Source organism: Microcystis sp. M144S2 (assembly GCF_020246065.1).
GTDB lineage: Bacteria > Cyanobacteriota > Cyanobacteriia > Cyanobacteriales > Microcystaceae > Microcystis > Microcystis ichthyoblabe_A.
Genome location: NZ_JADBTR010000108.1, coordinates 1 through 20,328, shown reverse-complemented (window position 1 = coordinate 20,328; position 20,328 = coordinate 1). Strand labels below are relative to the sequence as shown.

The 20,328-nt window shown below is 43.8% G+C and carries 14 protein-coding genes and 1 pseudogene; 5 read left to right on the top strand and 10 right to left on the bottom strand.

The genetic code is table 11. From position 1 onward, the window contains the following. Positions 1-140: 140 nt before the first annotated feature. The 3 genes from IM462_RS13165 to kaiC all read right to left on the bottom strand — a co-directional run bounded on the left by IM462_RS13165 (position 141) and on the right by kaiC (position 5,273). Positions 141-2,765 (bottom strand): DNA polymerase III subunit alpha, encoded by a 2,625-nt coding sequence (locus IM462_RS13165; protein ID WP_287703861.1) that lies wholly within the window; start codon positions 2,763-2,765, stop codon positions 141-143. Positions 2,766-2,848: 83 nt separating this feature from the next. Further along, positions 2,849-3,679, bottom strand: coding sequence for an amino acid ABC transporter substrate-binding protein (locus IM462_RS13160; RefSeq protein WP_287703859.1), 831 nt, complete (start codon positions 3,677-3,679; stop codon positions 2,849-2,851). Between the two features lie 73 nt (positions 3,680-3,752). Next, on the bottom strand, positions 3,753-5,273 hold the full coding sequence (kaiC, locus tag IM462_RS13155; protein ID WP_046660448.1) for a circadian clock protein KaiC: 1,521 nt from the start codon (positions 5,271-5,273) through the stop codon (positions 3,753-3,755). Positions 5,274-5,599: 326 nt separating this feature from the next. Between kaiC and IM462_RS13150 the strand changes: the two genes are divergently transcribed. Continuing rightward, positions 5,600-5,749 (top strand): hypothetical protein, encoded by a 150-nt coding sequence (locus IM462_RS13150; protein ID WP_287703856.1) that lies wholly within the window; start codon positions 5,600-5,602, stop codon positions 5,747-5,749. 78 nt (positions 5,750-5,827) lie between these two features. On the opposite strand, the gene IM462_RS13145 is transcribed toward IM462_RS13150, so the two are convergent. The 6 genes from IM462_RS13145 to IM462_RS13120 all read right to left on the bottom strand — a co-directional run bounded on the left by IM462_RS13145 (position 5,828) and on the right by IM462_RS13120 (position 13,860). After that, positions 5,828-6,754: a branched-chain amino acid transaminase gene (locus IM462_RS13145; protein ID WP_287703854.1), complete on the bottom strand. Its 927-nt coding sequence runs from the start codon at positions 6,752-6,754 to the stop codon at positions 5,828-5,830. A gap of 23 nt (positions 6,755-6,777) precedes the next feature. After that, positions 6,778-8,538: a M61 family metallopeptidase gene (locus IM462_RS13140; RefSeq protein ID WP_287703852.1), complete on the bottom strand. Its 1,761-nt coding sequence runs from the start codon at positions 8,536-8,538 to the stop codon at positions 6,778-6,780. 327 nt (positions 8,539-8,865) lie between these two features. Then, a complete protein-coding gene (locus tag IM462_RS13135; RefSeq protein ID WP_287703850.1) occupies positions 8,866-11,316 on the bottom strand; it encodes a transglycosylase domain-containing protein in 2,451 nt (816 codons plus the stop codon). Between the two features lie 115 nt (positions 11,317-11,431). Beyond that, on the bottom strand, positions 11,432-12,013 hold the full coding sequence (mreD, locus tag IM462_RS13130) for a rod shape-determining protein MreD (protein WP_287703848.1): 582 nt from the start codon (positions 12,011-12,013) through the stop codon (positions 11,432-11,434). Next, positions 11,980-12,729 carry a rod shape-determining protein MreC gene (gene mreC / locus IM462_RS13125; protein WP_287703846.1) on the bottom strand — a complete coding sequence of 250 codons (750 nt, stop codon included), beginning with the start codon at positions 12,727-12,729 and terminating at the stop codon, positions 11,980-11,982. The genes mreD and mreC overlap by 34 nt, the downstream gene beginning before the upstream one ends. A gap of 90 nt (positions 12,730-12,819) precedes the next feature. Then, positions 12,820-13,860 carry a rod shape-determining protein gene (locus IM462_RS13120; protein WP_287703844.1) on the bottom strand — a complete coding sequence of 347 codons (1,041 nt, stop codon included), beginning with the start codon at positions 13,858-13,860 and terminating at the stop codon, positions 12,820-12,822. Between the two features lie 226 nt (positions 13,861-14,086). Between IM462_RS13120 and IM462_RS13115 the strand changes: the two genes are divergently transcribed. Beyond that, positions 14,087-14,437 carry a single-stranded DNA-binding protein gene (locus IM462_RS13115; protein WP_194017098.1) on the top strand — a complete coding sequence of 117 codons (351 nt, stop codon included), beginning with the start codon at positions 14,087-14,089 and terminating at the stop codon, positions 14,435-14,437. A 56-nt stretch (positions 14,438-14,493) separates the two neighbouring features. Here IM462_RS13115 and IM462_RS13110 read toward each other — a convergent pair whose 3' ends face one another. Next, the gene (locus IM462_RS13110; protein WP_287703842.1) at positions 14,494-15,303 is read right to left on the bottom strand and encodes an aminotransferase class IV; all 810 of its coding nucleotides are present in this window, start codon (positions 15,301-15,303) and stop codon (positions 14,494-14,496) included. Between the two features lie 29 nt (positions 15,304-15,332). Between IM462_RS13110 and IM462_RS13105 the strand changes: the two genes are divergently transcribed. The 3 genes and pseudogenes from IM462_RS13105 to IM462_RS21250 form a co-directional block, all read left to right on the top strand. Further along, entirely contained in the window at positions 15,333-16,958 is a 1,626-nt protein-coding gene (locus tag IM462_RS13105) for an ArnT family glycosyltransferase (protein ID WP_287703840.1), read from the top strand. Between the two features lie 115 nt (positions 16,959-17,073). Further along, positions 17,074-20,061 carry an aminomethyl-transferring glycine dehydrogenase gene (gene gcvP, locus IM462_RS13100; protein WP_287703838.1) on the top strand — a complete coding sequence of 996 codons (2,988 nt, stop codon included), beginning with the start codon at positions 17,074-17,076 and terminating at the stop codon, positions 20,059-20,061. A gap of 67 nt (positions 20,062-20,128) precedes the next feature. Beyond that, positions 20,129-20,328, top strand: a pseudogene (locus tag IM462_RS21250) (hypothetical protein); the annotation flags it as partial.

The following is a 20,328-nucleotide window of genomic DNA, read 5'->3' as shown; positions in this document are numbered from 1 at the left end:
CACTCCGATTCCATCCCGAACTCGGTTGTGAAACTTCACCGTGGCCAAGATACTTGTCGGGTTGCCGACCGGGACAATAGCTCGATGCCAGGATTATTCTTTCCTACCCCTCAATCTCACCAGATTGGGGGGTTTGGTTTTTAGGAAAAATCAGAGGATTTTAAATCTAAACCTCGCTCAAATATTGTATCTATGGCTAACATTTCTCCGTCGCTAGTCATAAATTTATGATCTTTGGTTGCTTGGATAGTTTGCCCATTTTCTAGGGTGTATTCAAAGACTTCTTGTAAACCCCGCTCGTGCCATTGAGAGATTGGTTGACTATAAACAAAACCATTTTTATCTACACTATAAACAGTGCAGTTAACTTCTTCGCTCACAATTTTAGCAATTGGTAATAATCCGTATTCCTCGGTTAAAATTAACGTCTCACCTCCCAGACAATATTCGGCAAAATTTACCATCTGTTCAAAGAGATTTTCAGCGATTCTTTTTTCCACACCATTTTTAGCAGCACCATCGATAAACATTTCCCTTTGTTTCTGCATTTCGGAGGCTTTTTTCTTACCCATTGCTCGACGCAATAGATCCGCTTCTCCTAGGGAATAACCCGCTAAATCCTGCGCCATTTTCATAATCTGTTCTTGATAGACTAAAACTGCGTAGGTTTCCTTAAGAATTGGTTCCAATAAAGGATGATCATAACGAATGGGTTCCCTACCGTGTTTTCTGCCAATAAAGAGAGGAATTAATCCCGCATCTAAAGGACCTGGACGATAGAGTGCTAGGATTGAAGATATGTCCTCAATACCCGATGGTTTTAACTCTTTAACTATCTGTTTCATCCCCGACGATTCTAACTGGAAAATACCTTCTAAATCCCCCTCTTCTAGTAATCCGTGGGTTTTGAGAATATCGGGAGGTAGTTTTTTATGTTCTCCTTTAGCCCGAATTTGCAGGGCTTTTCTTTCATCTAAAGGCAATTGATCCAGATCAATTTCTATGCCCTGATTTTGTTTAATTAAATCGGCGGTTTTTTTCAAAGTGGTTAAATTTCTTAACCCTAAAAAGTCCATTTTTAACAATCCCAATGATTCTAAATCCTCCATAAAATATTGGGTAATTACTGCACCATCATTATTTTTCTGGAGGGGAACCACTTCATCTAAAGGTTGGGAAGAAATGACAACTCCCGCAGCATGAACTCCGAAGGTTTTATTAGTACCTTCGATACGAATTGCCATATCTAACCAATGACGCACATGGGGTTCCGTATCGTATCTTTCCTTAAATGCTGGTTCGGGAGTTTCATCGGAAATCATCACTTTTAAAGGTGTGGGTTTACCGCGAGAAACGGGAATCATTTTCGCCATTTTGTCCGATTCGGCGTAGGGAATATCTAACACCCGCGCTACATCTTTTAAAACAGCTTTTGATGTCATGCGGTTAAAAGTAATGATTTGGGCAACATTAGCCTCCCCGTATTTTTCCGTGACGTATTGGATCATTTCATCCCGTCTCTCGATACAGAAATCCGTATCAATATCAGGCATAGATTTCCGTTCAGGATTGAGAAAACGCTCAAATAATAAACCGTGATGAACGGGATCAATATTGGTTATTTTTAAAGAATATGCTACCAAAGAACCCGCCGCCGAACCGCGTCCTGGACCGACGGGAATATCATGATCTCTAGCATATTTTATATAGTCCCAAACGACGAGAAAATAGGTAGAAAATCCCATTTTCTGTAACATTTTTAATTCGTATTCAAGCCTTTCTTTGTAAACAGGCTCAATCTCGTGACGAGAAGGACATTTTAATCTTTCTAGTAATCCTAACCAAGCAATTTCTTCTACATAACTATCAGCAGTATGTCCCGCAGGAACTGGATAATTAGGCAGTCTTGGTTCATTAAAGATGTTATAAGGTTCGACTTTTTCTGCTACTTCTAAGGTGTTATTAATCGCTTCTTCAATCACATCTTCTGGCAGATGATCACGGAAAAGTAAGCGCATTTCATCAGCAGATTTTAAGTATTCTGTGCCGCTATAACGGAGGCGTTTGTCTTCAGTAATTAACTTGGCAGTTTGAATACAAAGCAAGGCATCGTGTGCCTCTACATCGTAACAGGAAATAAAGTGAGAATCGTTAGTAGCAACTACTTTAATTCCTAATTCTTTAGCAATTTTAACTATTTCTACATTGACAATCCGATCTTCTTTAGAACCGTGGTCTTGAATTTCTAAATAAAAATCATCACCAAAAAGTTTTTTATACCATTTAGCAGTTTCCTTAGCCAATTTTCTGTTATTAGCTAAAATTGCTTGGGGAATCTCTCCACCCAAGCAAGCACTGGTAACTATTAATCCTTCGTGATATTGTTGGAGTAACTCTTTATTGATACAAGGACGAGCAAAAATGCCTTTACCTTGAATACCTTTCAGATTAGAAATAGTAGTTAATTTAACCAGATTTTTATAGCCTTGGGTGTTTTTGGCTAAAACAACTTGATGATATTTTCGGTGGCGAAGATTGACTTCAATATCGCCATTAACTACATACATTTCGTTGCCAATAATTGGTTTTATTCCCTTATTACGACAGGTTTTAATTAATTCGATCGCACCATACATGACTCCATGATCGGTTAAAGCGATCGCTGGTTGTCCTAATTCGATCGCTCGATCAATTAGTGCCGGTAATTGGGAAGCACCATCAAGTAAGCTATAATCACTGTGAATATGTAAACCGACAAAAGACATAGTTTTTCAGGAAAAAGTGACAAGGAAAAGGGGAAAAAAACAGAATTTACTTACTTTTAATTTTCAGCAATCACAGTCTATTTTTAGGGTTGATTGAGAATCGTATAGGGGAAAAAACCTTGTTCTAAATTAAACCATTGTTCTCGAAGTTTCTGGTTATCATTGCTGCCGACGACAGTATCAACAAATTTTTTCCATTCGGGATCGTTTTTGGGTAAAATACAGCCATAAAGTTCGGTGGTAATCGGTTGACTGGGTAGTAGCACAAATTGTCGCGGATCCTGTCCTTGTTTAACGATTTCCCCCAGTAGAAGAATTCCATCACTAACCACTGCTTTTACTTCTCCCCTTTGTAATTTTGCCACTGCTTCACTTCGATCGCTGACAGCTTGCCAATTAGCCAGAGGATAGATATAACGAATAATACTATCGGTGGTGGTGTGGGGAATATAGGCGATCGCAACTGCCGCTAAAGTGTTATTAATATCTATTTTATCAACATTTTCCCTTTTAGTTAAAAATTGCGCTCCCGTCATAAAATAGGGAATAGAAAAATTAACCTTTGCTAGTCTTTCTTCCGTGATTGTTGCCGCATTACAGGATAAATCTACTTGTCCCTGTTCCACTTGCTGAAAACGATTATTAGTCGTCGCTTCTGTAAAGTTTATTGTAACCGGTTTACCTAATTCTTGTGCTAATCGACGTTGGACTAAGCGCATTAATTCCACTCCGTAACCTGTCCATTGTCCCGTTTTCTCATCGATATAACTAAAGGGAGTAGCATCTTTTCTGGCTGCCGCTTTTAATTCTCTCGTGCGAGCAATTCTTTGTAAAACTGTTTCTGCCAAGACTGATAAATGTAGATTATTTATCAGTAAAAGACCTAGAAAAATCAACCAAAAGTTTTTAGACATATCAAGAAAGCAAGAAGGAGATAGGGAGAAAAAAGCTAACCACCGAGGCGCGATTAGCAAGTGCTGCTATATTTTAACTACGATCCTCGAATAATCCACTCAAACGTTCTACTTCTGTTTGTGCTGTGTACATAGGAGTTCCAGCCAGAATTCCGGTAACATTGCGGAAAGGTTGACCGATGTGCATACCTTGATGATCGATCGAAAACTCACGAATATCCTTATCGTGCATAGATCCGCGCATTTTTAAAACAGTGATACCGCGGCGCATTTCTCCATACATTTCCACATAACGCAGCAGAATAATTGAATCGGTAATTGTAGAAATATGCGCTTCTGTGATCGAGGAACCTCCTAATAAAGTGGGAGTGGTGGAAGTAAATAATCCTCCCACCTCTTTTTGCTTAATAAAAGAAGTCAAACCGATAATAAATTCTCGAAATCCTTTCAGATTAGAAACCCTTTCTAAAGCAGATAAACTATCTACTGCCACTCGATTAGGTTGAAACTCCTCGATAATTTCCTTCATCATAATTAAATGATTTTCTAAACCCGTGGTTTCGGGATAACGGCAGACTACCTTTAATTTACCTTCCTTTTCCATGCGGTCATAATCCACACCCCAACCGGTAGCATTTCTAAATAACTGTTCTCGACTTTCCTCGAAGGCAAAAATTAAACATCTTTCCCCATTGCTTACTCCCCCAGCCATAAATTCTGTCACCATCAGGGTTTTTCCTGTTCCTGTGGCTCCCGAAACCAAAATAACCGAATCGCGGAAGAAACCACCCCCACACATTCTATCGAGTTCCAGACTGCCGGAAGTAATACGAATATTAGAGGATTTTTGTTCTAGTTCAATGGCTGATAAAGGAATAATCACGGCCCCTTTATTGGGAATAATTGTAAAAGGAAATTCTCCTTTTTGGTGATCGGTTCCCCGATATTTTAAAATTTCGATCGTCCTTCTTCTTTTCTCATCGGTTAAAACGTTGCGTAAAATCACCACATTATCGGCCACAAACTCCTCCACCCCATAACGACTGATTTCGCCGTATTCTTGGGTTCTTTCTGCGGTCATAATCGCTGTTACCTCCAATTCTCGCAAAGCGGTTGCTAGACGAAAAAGATCACTTCTCACTTGAGCGCTATCACTCAAATGGCTGAAAATTGCGCCTAAAGAATCCATAGACACCCGTTTAGCTTTATTTTTGCGGATAGCAAATTCAATGCGAGCGATTAATGCGCCTAGGTCGTATTCTCCCGTCACCATCGGCTTTTCTTCCGGTTGGGGGGAAGCATCGACAAAGGCCCATTGGCGATTCTCCTCCCACTGCCGGATATTCCAACCAAAACCACCCATATTTTTTCTTAGTGCTTGGGGTGGCTCCTCGAAGGTGACAAAAACGCCATTTTCTCCATTTTTGATGCCTTCTGCGAGAAATTGACAGGCAAAGACCGTTTTAGCACTTCCTGCCGTCCCCGCTATCAAAGTTGCTCTTCCTTTCGGTAATCCCCCTTCCGAAAGAAAATCAAAGCCGGGGATTCCTGTTTCTAACTTCTCAATCAACTCTAGGGGATTATTTTGCGTCATTTAAGTTCTCTATGAAAACGAGCTAATGTTTATTGTACCTATTTCAGTGACCAGCGATACCAGAAATTCATCCCTAGTTTGAGAGTTTGAGCATTGGTAATAAAATTTCCAAGACATAGTTTAAATGCAGGACAGCTTCACCCAAGCATAAAGAGATTGGTTAGAGTCAAGGGAAACTATATAAGCAGGTAAATCTTAGCCACAATTAACCAAAATACCAATAAACTAATAGTCAGAATCAAAGTAAGTTTTGTATTTAGTTGATTAATACTATTCTTGACAACTTTGATAGAGTTTAAGGTATAATCATAGTTATTTGCTCTACTATGAAAAATACAACCGATAGTAATCAAAATCAGCAAGAAAGCGATAATCAAAGACAAAAAATAGCAAGAGATAATAAACTCATCCTAAAGATTGATCCTAATAAAACTATAACCTATATACAGGAAGGAGCCAAACCGAAAAATAGATAAATTCTCTTTATTTCAGAGTTCCTTGAGAGGTGCCATTATTTGACGCATCTCAAGGAAAAATAAAGTAAATTTCTCTGACTATAAAGGAACTTGAGTAATCCAATCTTGATACTTTGGTTCCTGATTAAGAACGATAGAACTTAACTTTTCTTTTAACTGATAAGTAATCGGTTTAGCCGCAGGTAAAGAAAAAGTTTCAATCCTTTTAATCGGAGTAATTTTCGCCGCAGTGCCACTTAAAAACACCTCATCAGCGATAAATAACTCCGTCTTATCTACGGGTCTTTCAATAACCGGAATACCCAAATCCCGCGCAATAGTTAAAACACTATCTCTAGTAATCCCCTCTAGAATATCTTGGTCAAAACTAGGAGTAATTAGCTGACCATTTCTGATGATAAAAATATTCATTCCCGTCGCTTCACAGACTTTACCCTGAGAATTCATTAAAATTGCCTCATCAAACCCGGATTCTACCGCTTCCGTTTTTGCTAAAGCAGAAGTGATATAAGCGGCGCTAATTTTACCTCGCAACGGGAAACTTCTATCCTCTTGACGATACCAAGAACTAATCCGACAATTAACCCCATCGGCTGCTAAATAATCATCCATTTCTAGACCATAGACTAGAAAATCCTTCTCGATACCATGCAATCGCGGGGCAATTCCCAACCCAGAACTATAGATAAGGGGACGAATATAAAAAGGTCGATGACACTGATTATTTTTGACAAAATCGATAATTATTTCATAGATTTTATCAGCAGAAATCTCGTAATTAAGAAACTTAGCACTTTGACTTAAACGCTGACAATGACGTTCTAATCTAAACAATAATATCTGTCCAGGATTGCTAGGGTCGGGAGTACCTCGTAAACCTCCAAAAGCGGCAGTTCCGTAGTGTAGTGCGTGGGTAGCAACGGATAATTTTGCCTCAGTAAAAGGGATAAATTTATTCTCAAAATAGGCGAGAGGAAGGAAAGGAATTTCGGCAGTAATAGACATTTTTTTGTTGATTTAACCAAGAACTAAACGGGATTTACCCATGCGGAAAAATTTTGTTTCTGGCTATTAGAAGGATTTTCTACCCTGATAATTTCATAGCGAATCGTCTGCGGGGCAGCCAGTGGAACAGCAAGGGTTCGCAATTCATCGAGATGAAAGACTGTTATCTGAATAATATCACCTGCGCGGTAGTCTTTTAATCTTTCGTTTAACTGTTCCGCCGTCACCCGCAATCCATCGATAGCCAATAACTCATCATCAGCATTAATTCCCGCTTTTTGGCAAGGGGAACCCATCTCGACAAATTTAATTATTTCTTTACCCGCTTCACTCTGTACCCGCATTCCCAGATAAGGTATCGTCTCCCCATTGCCAACACCCCGCAGATAGAGTCCAAAAGGTTCAAGATATTCATTAAAGGGTAATTCTGCCAAACCGTCGATATAACGCTGGTAGAAGTCGCTTAAATCCACTCCCGCAGCCGATTCGAGAATTGCCTGCAACTCCCCATCGGTATAACCAATCTCCTCTTTACCGAAATGTTGCCACATCGAGCGTAAAACATCATCGAGGGAACGACGGTTATCGGTGTGGGTGCGAATTAGTAAATCCAGAAGCAGCGACAATAATTCCCCCTTGAGATAGTAGGAAATTTGACTATTATCGCTATTGCTATCCCGTCGATAGAGTTTTATCCAAGCATCGAAACTCGATTCGCCTAGAGGTTGGACAAGACGACCGGGTATATTGAGATAACGGGTGATTTCTTTGCTTAAAAGCTCTAAAAAAGTCTTACTATCGTATATTCCCGCCCGTAGAGGGATTATCATATCGTAATAACTGGTGGTTCCTTCGGCAAACCAGAGGGAAGAAGTATAATTTTCTGCGTCATAATCGAAGCTTTCTAAAGCTTTTGGGCGAATACGCTTGATATTCCAGAGATGAAAGAACTCATGGGCGACTAATTGCAGAAAACGATTATATTTATCCTTATCTCGCAATCCCAAACGCGCATAGTTAAGGGTACAGGAATTTTTATGTTCTAGTCCCCCGTAACCAGCCGCCGAAAGATGTAGCAAAAAGAGATAATTATCATAAGGGAGTCCACCGAACATAGCGGACTCGGTTTGAATAATTTTAGTCGTATCGGCGATAATTTGACTAGGATTGGCGTTTCCCCGTCCCCAGATAGCTAATTGATGGGGTTTTCCCTCGACGACAAAATCGTATAACTGATGAATCCCCACTTCCACAGGACTGTCCACCAGGGTATCGAAATCGGGAACGTGAAAGGTGTTTTTCTGTCCGGGTAAAGATTTTAAGGCAGTGGTAACGCGCCAATCGCCATGGGGGGGGATAATTGTCAGGGTGAGGGGATGTTTTTGATAATCGGGGATATAGAAAAATAAAGCGGCCCCGTTGAAGTAACCGTGAGTATCATCGAGATGGTTGGTTCTGACGGTTAAATCGTGGGCAAAAACGCGATATTTGACCGTTATTTCGGAACTGTCACCATTGTCAATCTGCCAGTGATTTTTAGCAACTTTGCGACTGTTAAGGTTAACAGCTTGAAAATCTTGGACTAAACGGGAGTATTCCCGCACCAGATAGGAACCGGGAGTCCAAACCGGCATTTTTAGGTTTAAAATCGGAGCTTGCCAACCGGTAATTTGTAGAGTGACTTCAAAGAGGTGTGAAGTCGGTTCCGACATAGCCACTTGATAGCTGAGACTTAAACGAGTTGAGGAGATGGTAGCGGGGGAAATAAGACTGGTCATCGGCATTAAACAAGCTTTTAAGTTATTATAGCGGCAAGCTTTCGGCCAATTTACCCGGTTTCGCCGCCAAAAATCCGATGGGTTTCCAAGATTTGACCTCTTGGATAATTAATTTTTGATGGCTCAAAAACAGCAAAAATAAGGATTAAATCGCCTAAAATCTGTAAATAGACTATTTAATTGATTATTACTTATTTTTAATTCTCCTGACTCCTGACTACTGGCTACTGAATCCTAACCCTAACAACAATTTTTGATTTTTACAAGCGGTCCATTTGACCGAGCAGTTTGGGAAAGAAAACCCCCGCCAATCCTGCGGTTTTTTTTGCCGATTCAGCGTCTTTCTGCCGGGGGTGCAGGAGGAGTCACATCGGGGGGAGGAGTTACCGGTAGGGGAACCGAACGAGTGTCGGGAGCTGCCACAGTGACGGGAACGGTAATCGGTTCAGCTGCTGCGGGGGCCGTATTTTCAGGACGAGGAGCAGCGGCACTGGTAGGAGCAGTCCTAGTACGCCGACGACTAGAACGGCGTTGGCTGGGTTCGCTAGTATTAGAACGGACGATAGTTTGCTCACGACTTACCCGAACCCGTCGCCGTCTGCGGATAGGTCCTTCGGTGGGGGAACCCTCATCGCTGCTGGCTAAACGATTGTTAGTAGTTTGGGTAAAGTAGGTACGTCGGGGTTTAATTGGTTCCGCTTTTAATGTCACCGGACGTTTGCCTAAATTCGGTTCTGGGAAACCTTGATAGGGAATATCCTTGATTGCTTCTAACATAAATTGTCGCCACATCCAAGCGGACATGGTACTGGCTCCATTGGTGGGTTTATTATTGTCATTACCGAGCCAAATTCCCGTGACTAATTGGGGAATATAACCGACAAACCAAAGGTCACGAGCCTTGTCAGAAGTGCCAGTTTTTCCTGCTACCGGACGACCAATTTGTGCGGGGGTTCCCGTTCCCGAATTAACCACATCCTGCAGCATCCAAGTCATCGTCGCTGCCGTGTTTTTATTCAGAGCAGTTTTCGGTTTAAAATTGGCTTGATAAATTACCTTACCATTGCGATCGAGTACCTGATTAATACCGTAAACTGGTTGATGCACACCATTATTAGCAAAAGTGCCGTAGGCGCTGGTCAATTCTAAAAGATTGACTTCCGAAGCACCCAAAGCCAAAGAATAAGTGGGTAAAAGTTTCGACTGGATACCCATATCTTGAGCTAATTTAATCACTGGATTCCAACCGACGGCCACTAACACCTGAACTGCCACCACATTCAGGGAAGAAGTCAAAGCATCGCGCATGGACACCTCGCGGCCGCTATACCTATCACCGTAGTTTTCCGGTTTATAACCATCCACTACATACTGAGCATCTTTATAACTAGAATAGGGGGATTTCCCCGCCGCAATCGCCGCCGCATAGACAAAAGGTTTAAAAGTAGATCCTGGCTGACGTTTTGCCTGTGTCACCCGATTGAATTGATTCTTATCGTGGTCAATTCCCCCGACCATAGCCTTAATTTGTCCATTTTTGGGGTCAATTGCCACTAAAGCCGCCTGTTGGAAGTTCTGCCACCTGCCATAACGAGAAACCGCTCTTTCTACCACTTCCTCCCCTTCCCTTTGCCAAGGAGGATTAAGGGTAGTTTTTACCACCAATCCCCCCGCTTCTAGGGTTTTAGCGGGAACCAGTTGCGGCAGTTCTTTTTCCACATAATCGGTAAAATAGGCCGCTTGCCGTTGCAGACGTTTTAGGGGACTGGTTTTAATGCCTAGAGGAGATGCGATCGCTTGTTCTGCTTGAGCAGCAGTAATAAATCCCACCTCGGCCATAGTTTTGAGGACGATATTACGCCGTTCTAGGGCAGATTTAGGGTTTTCGAGGGGAGAATAGAGACTAGGAGCGGGAACAATGCCAGCAAGGGTGGCAGCTTCGGCTAGAGTTAATTTATCGACGGATTTACTGAAATATAACCAAGCGGCATCGGCCAGACCGTAGGCCCCGGAACCGAGATAAACTAGGTGAAAATAACGCTCTAAAATCTGGTCTTTTGTATATTTATCTTCTATTTTCTGAGCGATACGCATTTCGCGTAATTTGCGGTCGAAGCTCCTTTCTTGGGATAAAAAGACAATCCGGGCCAATTGTTGGGTGATGGTGCTGCCTCCTTCCACCACTCCCCCGGCTCTCAGGTTAGAAAAGAGAGCGCGAGCAATACCTTGACCATCAACTCCCCCGTGTTGGCGAAACCGGCGGTCTTCACTAGCGATAAAGGCCTCCTGTACCAGTGGGGGAACTTGGGCAATTTTCACGGTTTCGTAAGTGCTAGGGCCATTTTGCTTGAGGATTTCCCCATTAGCGGCTTGAATGGTTAGGGTGCCGGGACGAGCATAGGTTTGTATATCGGCGATATTTTGCGGTAGAGAGGTTTCAAGGCGATAAATGCCCCAACCTACCCCCAAAAGTCCCCCAGTCACCCCTAATCCCAATCCCAAGTACAAGCCAAAGCGGGGATGTTGTCGCCATTGCGGTAAGGGAGAATTATCAATCAGGGTAGTAAATTTGTTTTTTATGGGTTTTAATGTCTCTATAGCCTTACTACTGGTTCGGGAGACTAAATTAACCTTTTTCTCTTCGGAAGCGGCTTCTACTGGCTTTTCCCCAGCAACTGGCGCAGATTTGGAGTCGATAGGATCGACTTTAGGGGGTTGCTCGGAATTCTCTAATTTATTAGCAAGATTATGAAAAAATTGACTAAGTTTTTGTTTGTATTTCATGTTAGTTGAGCGGGTGAGGGTGAGTAATCAGTGAACAGTTATCAGTAATCAGTAATCAGTGAACTGAAAACTCAAATCTGATCACTGCTCACTGATAACTGAAAAAGCTGACTGTTTAAAGATCGCTAAATTGTCGCCACCATTGCTGGAGAGGGTAATAGAGGGGGGGAGTCCAGAGACTACTAAGCAGAGCAGAAGTGAGGCCAATGCGTTGATAATCGAGCCAAAGATCGGCGAGATTTTTGCCTCCTTGTAGATAGTATTGAAAAGCGATCGCACCATCAGCGATTAAAGTCATCACAAAGACAATTAAGACCACAGCGATCAATTCTTCTTTAACATAACGTTGTCGGTGTAAACGGGAAGTGAGGAAACCGATCAGACCAAAAACCATGATATGGGAAGGATAATTAGAGGTTAAACTATCTTGAATAGCGCCGATCGCTAATCCGGCCACCACACTATCGAGACAAGAGCGATTGAGACTCCAACTAACCAACCAAATCAGTAACCAATTGGGAGCGATGCCTAAAATCTCCATTCCGGGTAGCCGCATTAAGGAAAGAAAGGTACAGAGAAGCAACGAAGCGATAGTGACGAAAATATTCAGTATAAAACGAGAACGGGCTGATAAACGGCTTAATTTCAGCATAATTCCCCCTCTCACTGCTGGGGTTGCGGGTGAACGAACACCCATTCGAGATTGTCCACGGTGGCGGTAAATTCAATTTTGGCGGTGGGGGCGGGATTTTCCTGTAAATTAAGGGAAATTATACGACCGATGGGCAACCCCGGCGAAAAAAGACTACTAAAAGCCGAAGTAGTCACCACATCTCCCGGTTTGACATCGGGAGCTTTTTCAAAAAAGCGCAGGGTGGCCACTTGGGAATCCTGACCTTGAATTAAACCCATGGCTCGACTACGATTCACCGTTGCTCCGATGCGACTTTGGGAATTACTGACCAATAAAACTTTGCTGGTGTGGGGAGTAACTTCTGTAATCCGTCCCACTAAACCGCCAATTCCCGTCACCGAAGCACCCACTGGCACACCATCGGTGCTACCCCGACCGATAATTACCTGTTGCCACCAATCATCAGCGCTGCGGCCAATAATTGGGGCAGAAATCAGGGGTTTTTTCTGGGTTTGATAATAACCAAGCTGTTTTTTTAATTGTTGATTTTGATATTCGACTTCACTTAAACGATTTTGTAATTCTCGCACCCGTTGATCGGCCAGAAGTTGCTCTTGCAGATTAGTTTCCTCTCCCTGAAAAGGGCGGGTTAATAAACCATACAATTCTAAAATCGCCCCACTTTGATAGGTGCGAATGTACCAAGCTCCCCCCAGAGCGGCAGCGAGCAGAAAAAGTCGCCATCCCTGCTGTGTCCATTTTCGTCGTGCTGAATACATGAGCGATTTAAAACCTCTTGGCTGTGTAGAGTGAGAATCCGTGTATTTTTCCGCTGTTGATAGCTAACGGCTAACCGATCCTAATGACCTTTAGACATTGCGAGTTGTTTCATTAACGATCCGCTCAAAGAGTTTCTGATTTTTTAACACTTCTCCCGTGCCTTTGACAACACAGCGCAGGGGATCTTCAGCGATATGGGTAACGATACCAGTTTCGTGACTGACTAGGCGATCGAGTCCCCGTAATAAAGCACCCCCTCCCGCTAACATGATCCCGCGATCGATAATATCGGCCGCTAATTCGGGGGGAGTTTTTTCTAGGGTACGTTTGATCGCATCAACGATCACGGAAAGTGGCTCATCCATACTTTCCCGCACTTCTTCCGCTTTGATCGTCACGGTGCGGGGTAAACCGGACATGAGATGCAATCCCCGCACTTCCAGAGGAGGAAATTCATCTCCGGGGGAGGGATAAGCCGAACCAAGGCGAATTTTGATATCTTCGGCCGTGCGTTCCCCGATAATCAGGTTATGAACTTTTTTCAGATAAGCGATAATTGAGTCCGTGAGTTCATCCCCGGCGACGCGCACCGATTCGCTGATCACGGTCCCATCGAGACTGAGAATCGCCACTTCCGTCGTGCCACCACCGATATCGATGATCATATTTCCCGTCGCTTCCGAGACGGGTAAACCGGCACCCAAGGCCGCCGCAACGGGTTCATCAATTAACCCCACTTCTCGGGAGCCGGCATTTTTGGCCGCATCCACCACCGCACGTCTTTCTACCCCAGTAATCCCACTGGGAACACCGATTACCATGCGGGGATTGCCAATCGTGCCATCGAGCGCTCGTTTGATAAATTCCGCTAACATGATCTCGCAACTGTAAAAATCGGCGATTACCCCATCGCGCAGGGGTCGCAGAGCGGTGACATGACCTGGAGTGCGACCGAGCATTTTTTTGGCCTCCTCCCCGACAGCGACCGGGTTACGATCTTGATCGATCGCCACTACCGATGGTTCCTCTAAAACGATGCCTTTCCCTGATACATAAACGAGGGTGTTTGCTGTCCCCAAGTCTATACCTATGTCCCTTGATAAGCCTAGACGTCTAAAAAAACCCGCCACTTGTTTTCACTCCTGTTCTGATAAATAAAACGTTGCTATAGCTAGACTTTCGATCGAATCGACTTGGATTTTATTACGTTTTGTTTCTCAAGTCTAGTTAATTATCGCTTCTTTCTCTCCAGATTTACGCAAGTCTTCGGCCTAATTTTCTGGCTGCCCACCGGTCAAGTCCAAGGTTTCGGGCTAAAATAAACATACTATTGTACTAAATTGAGGATTTAAGACCATGAGTGTAAATGTGGTTCATTTGGTGGGACGAGCGGGGAAAGACCCGGAAACCAAGTATTTCGAGTCGGGTAAGGTTTTATGTACTTTCACTTTAGCGGTTAATCGTCGCTCTAAAAATAGCGATCAGCCAGATTGGTTCGATCTGGAAATTTGGGGTAAAACGGCGGAAGTGGCCGCTAATTATGTAAAAAAAGGCGGTTTAATCGGGATTAAAGGGTCTTTAAAAATGGATACTTGGAATGATAAAAACACGGGATTAGCTCGCTCTAAACCGGTGATTCTCGTCGATCAATTAGATTTACTCGGTTCTAAACGCGATAGTGAGGCTAATTCCGAGCGAGAATTTTAAAGCTTGAGCGGTATTATTTCCAGATTTTAGGTGTGTTAGCCTCTAGTAACACACCCTTATTTATTCTCTAATTGACTGGAAAAATATTGCTGTAAATCCGGTAAAACTTGCCGATAAATAGCTGTATTTATCTGTAGATTCCAGCCAAGAATAGAATTAAAAGGGATAATTTCCACCACGGAATTACTATAGGCGATCGCTTGTAAAGTCCCGACAAATTCCGGGGTCCAGATATTTTCTTGCAGGGAAATATTTTGTTTTTTTAACCAACCGATCAAAGCCGAGCGCCCGATTCCGGGTAAAATATCAGCAGTAAGCAGGGGACTGTACCAGCAATTATCTTTCCATCCCCATAAATTACCCGTGCTAGTTTCTAACCAATTCCCCAATCGATCGACTAATATCGCCTCTTTTGCCCCTTTTTTTTGAGCAGTTTGTGACGCTAACCAAGGAGTTAAATAATTACCAGTTTTATGTTCTCCTAAAACCCGTTGCCAAGCGGGATTATCCACTACCCACCCAATAATTCCCCGCTCTTGTCTAAGGTTTAAATCTTCGGGGAGAAATCTGCCTTTAATCCACTCCCTACCATCGGGAAAAATTGTAATTCTCAGGACAGGATAGAATAGGGATAATTTTTCGGCTCCTTGGCGAATTCGCCGCCAATCGGGATCGGGCCAGTGGAAAACCTGTAAACTAGAGTGCAGACGTTGGAGATGGTCTTGCCAATGGGTCAGGGGATGATCTAAGCTTTGTTGATAGATACGCAGGGTAGTAAATATTGTCGCTCCATAAAGCAGCCCAATATCATCAATACCGAGACTTATTCGCTCATCCTCGATTAATTCGCCATTATACCAATACATAATCAGTTAACTGTTTACTGACCTAGCTTATGAACCGTCAAAAATTTACTTGGGGATATTCTAGCTATAAATTGCGTCAGAGAGAAAATTTTAAAGAATTTCTGTGTTTACTGGGATTATTAATAGCGGCCTTAATTATCTATCTAGTGGGATTAGGTAATTTACCCTTGCGGGATTGGGATGAAGCGACCATCGCTCAGGTGGCCAAGGAAATTAGCCAAACCCCACTGGAACAATTGCGCTGGTTATTTCCTAGTCTTTGGGGTGATCCCTACCTGAATAAACCGCCGTTGATTCATAGTTTAATTGGTCTAACCTACCATTTCTGGGGCATCAATGAGGCCAATACTAGACTAATTCCTGCTTTTTTTACAGCTTTATCGGTGCCGCTTCTCTACCTTCTCGGTCGAGAAATTTTTCCGGCTCGTTTGCCAGCTTTACTGTCGGCCTTGATCTATTTAACTCTTTTACCGGTGGTGCGCCATGGCCGTTTAGCCATGTTGGATGGAGCGGTATTGTGTTTTGAAATCCTGATGTTTGTTGGTTTACTGCGCTCACGGCGCGATTTACGCTGGTCTGTGGGGGCGGGGTTAGGATTTGCCCTCCTTTGTCTGACTAAGGGTATTATGGGGCTATTATTGGCGGGTATCGGCTTTATTTTTCTGCTCTGGGATACCCCCCGGTTATTAACGTCTGCCTATTTTTGGTCGGGTTGGTTATTGGGAGCAACTCCCGCTTTTGCTTGGTATAGCGCCCAATTTTGGCACTACGAGCGGGAGTTTCTCGATTCCCTTTTTGTTCAACAGTTAAAGCGAGTTAGTGACGATCTGGACAATCATCGCGGACCGTTTTGGTATTATCTGCTGGAAATTCTTAAATATAGTTGGCCCTGGTTAATTTTCTCGGTTTGGGGTTTACGTTTAGCCCGTCAGGAACATCTCTACAGTTGGGCGAAGTTACTGTTAGTTTGGACGGGTGTTTATCTGTTGGTGGTTTCGGTAATGGCGACTAAGTTGCCTTGGTATATTCTGCCGATCTATCCGGCCTTAGCTTTAGCGGCCGGTTATGCCTTGGCGCAGCTGGGTAATCTTCCCATCGATCGCCCCTATCATCCAATCTGGTCAATTATTCTGGGTATTGTCGGTGTTGTGGCGGGTTTATTAGCTTTAATCGCCTATTTTCCTGGTAATTTTGCCCCGATCGAACCGATCCATCCCTTAATTCTTTTAACCTTATTATCACTTTCCCTGACCATGGTGACAACGGCGATTTTGTTAGCCCGGCGCTCGGAACAATTCAGCGTGGTTTTACTCTGGGGAATGTTGGTTTCTTTGTTTATTTTTGTCAATTCTCCCCTGTGGATCTGGGAATTAAATGAGAATTTCTCTGTCAAACCGGTGGCGAGTTTAGTACAGAAATATGTGCCAGCAGATCACCCTGTTTATATTGCTTTTGCCTACGAGCGCCCCTCATTAAATTTTTATAGTGGTCGTCGGGTTTTTCCCCTTGCTACTGAAGAATTAATCAATCATTGGCAAAGTCACAAGCAACCTTACCTAATTATCGATCGTCAAACCAAAGAAGCTACTGATTTAGAAGGATTAAAGGTGATCGAGTCCACGGATTCCGGTTGGTTTTTGGTGACGAAGCAGTAGTGAGGTTAATTTTATGAATGCTTTCGATAGCAAATTAGCTTCCGCTTTATCTTGCCGATTGCTGACTTGAAATATTACAAAAATTTTACAAGTTGCGTTAAAATCACCCCTAGCGATGAAACGCAGCACTTTTGTAATTGTTGAAACCGAGATTAATATGCTAAATAGGTCAATTACGGCCGAGAAAACCGAGGAATTCGCTCCTGCTGACCTGCAAGACCTGCTAGACTGCACCGATAGCTTTGTTAACCGTCATATTGGACCGACGGAGACGGAAATCGAGAAAATGCTGGCGGTTTTGGGTGTTGCTACTGTTGAGGAGTTAATCGCTCAAACTGTCCCCGCAGCAATTCGTTTAAAAAAAAGCCTTAATCTACCACCTGCCTTGAGTGAATACGCCGCTCTTGCTCAATTAAAAGCGATTGCCTCAAAAAATCAGGTATTTCGCTCCTTTATTGGCATGGGCTACCATGACTGTATCACCCCGCCGGTAATTCTCCGCAACATCTTAGAAAATCCGGGTTGGTACACCGCCTATACTCCCTATCAAGCGGAAATCGCCCAAGGACGCTTAGAAGCTCTCTTAAACTTCCAAACTCTCATCACTAGCTTAACCGGTCTAGAAATTGCTAACGCTTCCCTCCTCGATGAAGGAACAGCAGCCGCAGAAGCGATGAGCATGAGTTACGGACTGTGTAAAACTAAAGCCAATGCTTTCTTTATCTCTAGTAGTTGCCATCCCCAAACGATTGAAGTTGTTAAAACCAGAGCGATTCCTTTAGGTATTGACATTATTATCGAGGATCATCGTCTCTTTGACTTCCAAACGCCGATTTTTGGCGCACTATTACAATATCCAGCCACCGATGGCGTAATTTATGACTATCGGGAATTTATCGCCAAAGCGCAGGAAAATGGGGCTTTAGTCACCGTTGCCGCCGATATTCTCAGTTTAGCTCTGTTGACTCCCCCCGGCGAATTGGGGGCTGATATTGCCGTGGGTAGCAGTCAACGCTTTGGGGTTCCCTTGGGTTATGGGGGTCCCCATGCCGCTTATTTTGCCACCAAAGATGCCTATAAACGCAGTATTCCGGGGCGCATTGTCGGGGTATCGAAGGATAGTCAGGGTAAACCCGCACTGCGTTTAGCTTTGCAAACCCGCGAACAACATATCCGCCGGGATAAAGCCACCAGTAATATTTGTACCGCACAGGTGTTACTAGCGGTGATTGCTTCTATGTACGCAGTCTATCACGGACCGGAAGGAATCAAGAAAATCGCCCAAAGAGTGCAGAAATTAACCGCTTTATTGGCAACTGGCTTAAAACAGTTGGGTTATCAAGTGGGGAAAGAACCGCGCTTCGATACGCTCAAAGTTACGGTATCCACGGGAGTTAAGGACATCCTTGCCAAGGCAAAAACCCATAAGATTAATCTGCGTTATTTTGATGACAATAATTTAGGGATTAGTGTCGATGAAACCAGCAGTCTCAGGGATGTGTGGGATTTATGGCAAATTTTTGCCCCCACCGAGGAATTACCCTTTACCACGGCGGAATTAGTCGAGAAAATTAGTCTAGAATTACCCGCTAATTTAACCCGTACCAGTGCCTATCTTACCGAGCCGGTGTTCAATCGTTACCACTCGGAAACGGAATTACTCAGATATCTGCACCGTCTGGAAACAAAGGATCTAGCCTTAAATACTTCCATGATTCCCCTCGGTTCCTGTACGATGAAACTCAATGCCGTAGCGGAGATGATTCCAGTAACTTGGGCAGAATTCGGCAAATTACACCCTTTTGCACCGATTGACCAAGCAGAAGGCTATCAACTGCTCTTTCAACAGTTAGAGACTTGGTTAGGGGAAATTACCGGGTTTGATGGCATTTCTCTACAACCGAACGCCGGTTCTCAGGGAGAGTATGCCGGTTTACAGGTGATCCGAGCCTACCATGAAAGTCGCGGTCAAGGTCATCGTCAGATTTGCTTAATTCCTGAGTCCGCTCACGGGACTAATCCTGCCAGTGCTGTTATGTGTGGTATGAAAGTAGTGGCGGTTAATTGCGATTCTCGGGGCAATATTGATATTGATGACTTAAAAACTAAGGCCGAGAAGCATCAGGATAATCTAGCAGCTTTGATGGTGACTTATCCTTCCACTCACGGCGTTTTTGAAGAGGGAATTAGCGAAATTTGCGCCTTGATTCATCAATACGGTGGTCAAGTGTATATGGATGGCGCGAATATGAATGCTCAGGTGGGTTTATGTCGTCCGGCGGATTTTGGCGCTGATGTCTGTCACTTGAATCTCCATAAAACTTTCTGTATTCCCCACGGTGGTGGCGGACCTGGTATGGGACCAATCGGAGTAAAATCCCATTTAGTGCCTTTTCTGCCCGATATTTCCCTAGTTTCGGCGAAATTATCCCCAGAAACCGCTAACGGTAAGCATCAGGACTCGATTGGGGCAATTTCGGCCGCGCCTTGGGGTAGTGCCAGCATTTTGGTGATTTCTTGGATGTATATCGCCATGATGGGGGCCGCCGGCTTGAAAAAAGCGACAGAAGTGGCAATTTTGAACGCTAATTATATGGCTTTTCGTCTGGAGTCGGCCTATCCAGTGTTATTTAAGGGTAGCGCGGGAACGGTTGCCCACGAGTGCGTGATTGATTTACGTCCCCTGAAAAAACAGGCCGGCATCGAGGTGGAAGATGTGGCAAAACGCTTGATGGATTTCGGTTTCCACGCGCCGACGGTTTCTTGGCCGGTGGCGGGTACAATGATGGTGGAACCCACGGAAAGCGAATCTTTGGGCGAATTAGACCGTTTTTGTGAAGCTTTGTTAACTATCTATCAAGAAGTACAAGCGATCGCTAATGGTAGCATGGATCCCCACGATAATCCTTTGAAAAATGCCCCCCACACAGCTGCAGTTTTAACTGCCGATGATTGGAGTCGTCCCTATTCCCGTCAACAGGCAGCCTACCCGCTTTCTTGGCTAACAGATTATAAATTCTGGCCAGTAGTGGGACGGGTTGATAATGCCTACGGGGACAGAAATCTGGTTTGTTCCTGTGAGGGGATGGACGCTTATAAGTAGGGTTTGCGGCAAAGAGTTTTTCCTGGGTGTAGGGTGGGGTGCATCTCATTTTTGTAAATCTACTAATTTGGGATTTTTCAAGGGAAACTTTCTCCTAAAATTGGGTGTGTTACTTTCAGTTTTATCACTCAATCCAAGCTTTTGGGGGGTTCTACCCCCCAAACCCCCCGTTGGGGGCGTGGCGCGGTCACTGAGCGTGTCGAAGTGCCGCCCCCAAACCCCCCGCGCATTAGCTTTTCGGTGGGATGCTTACACGCGATTGTTCAT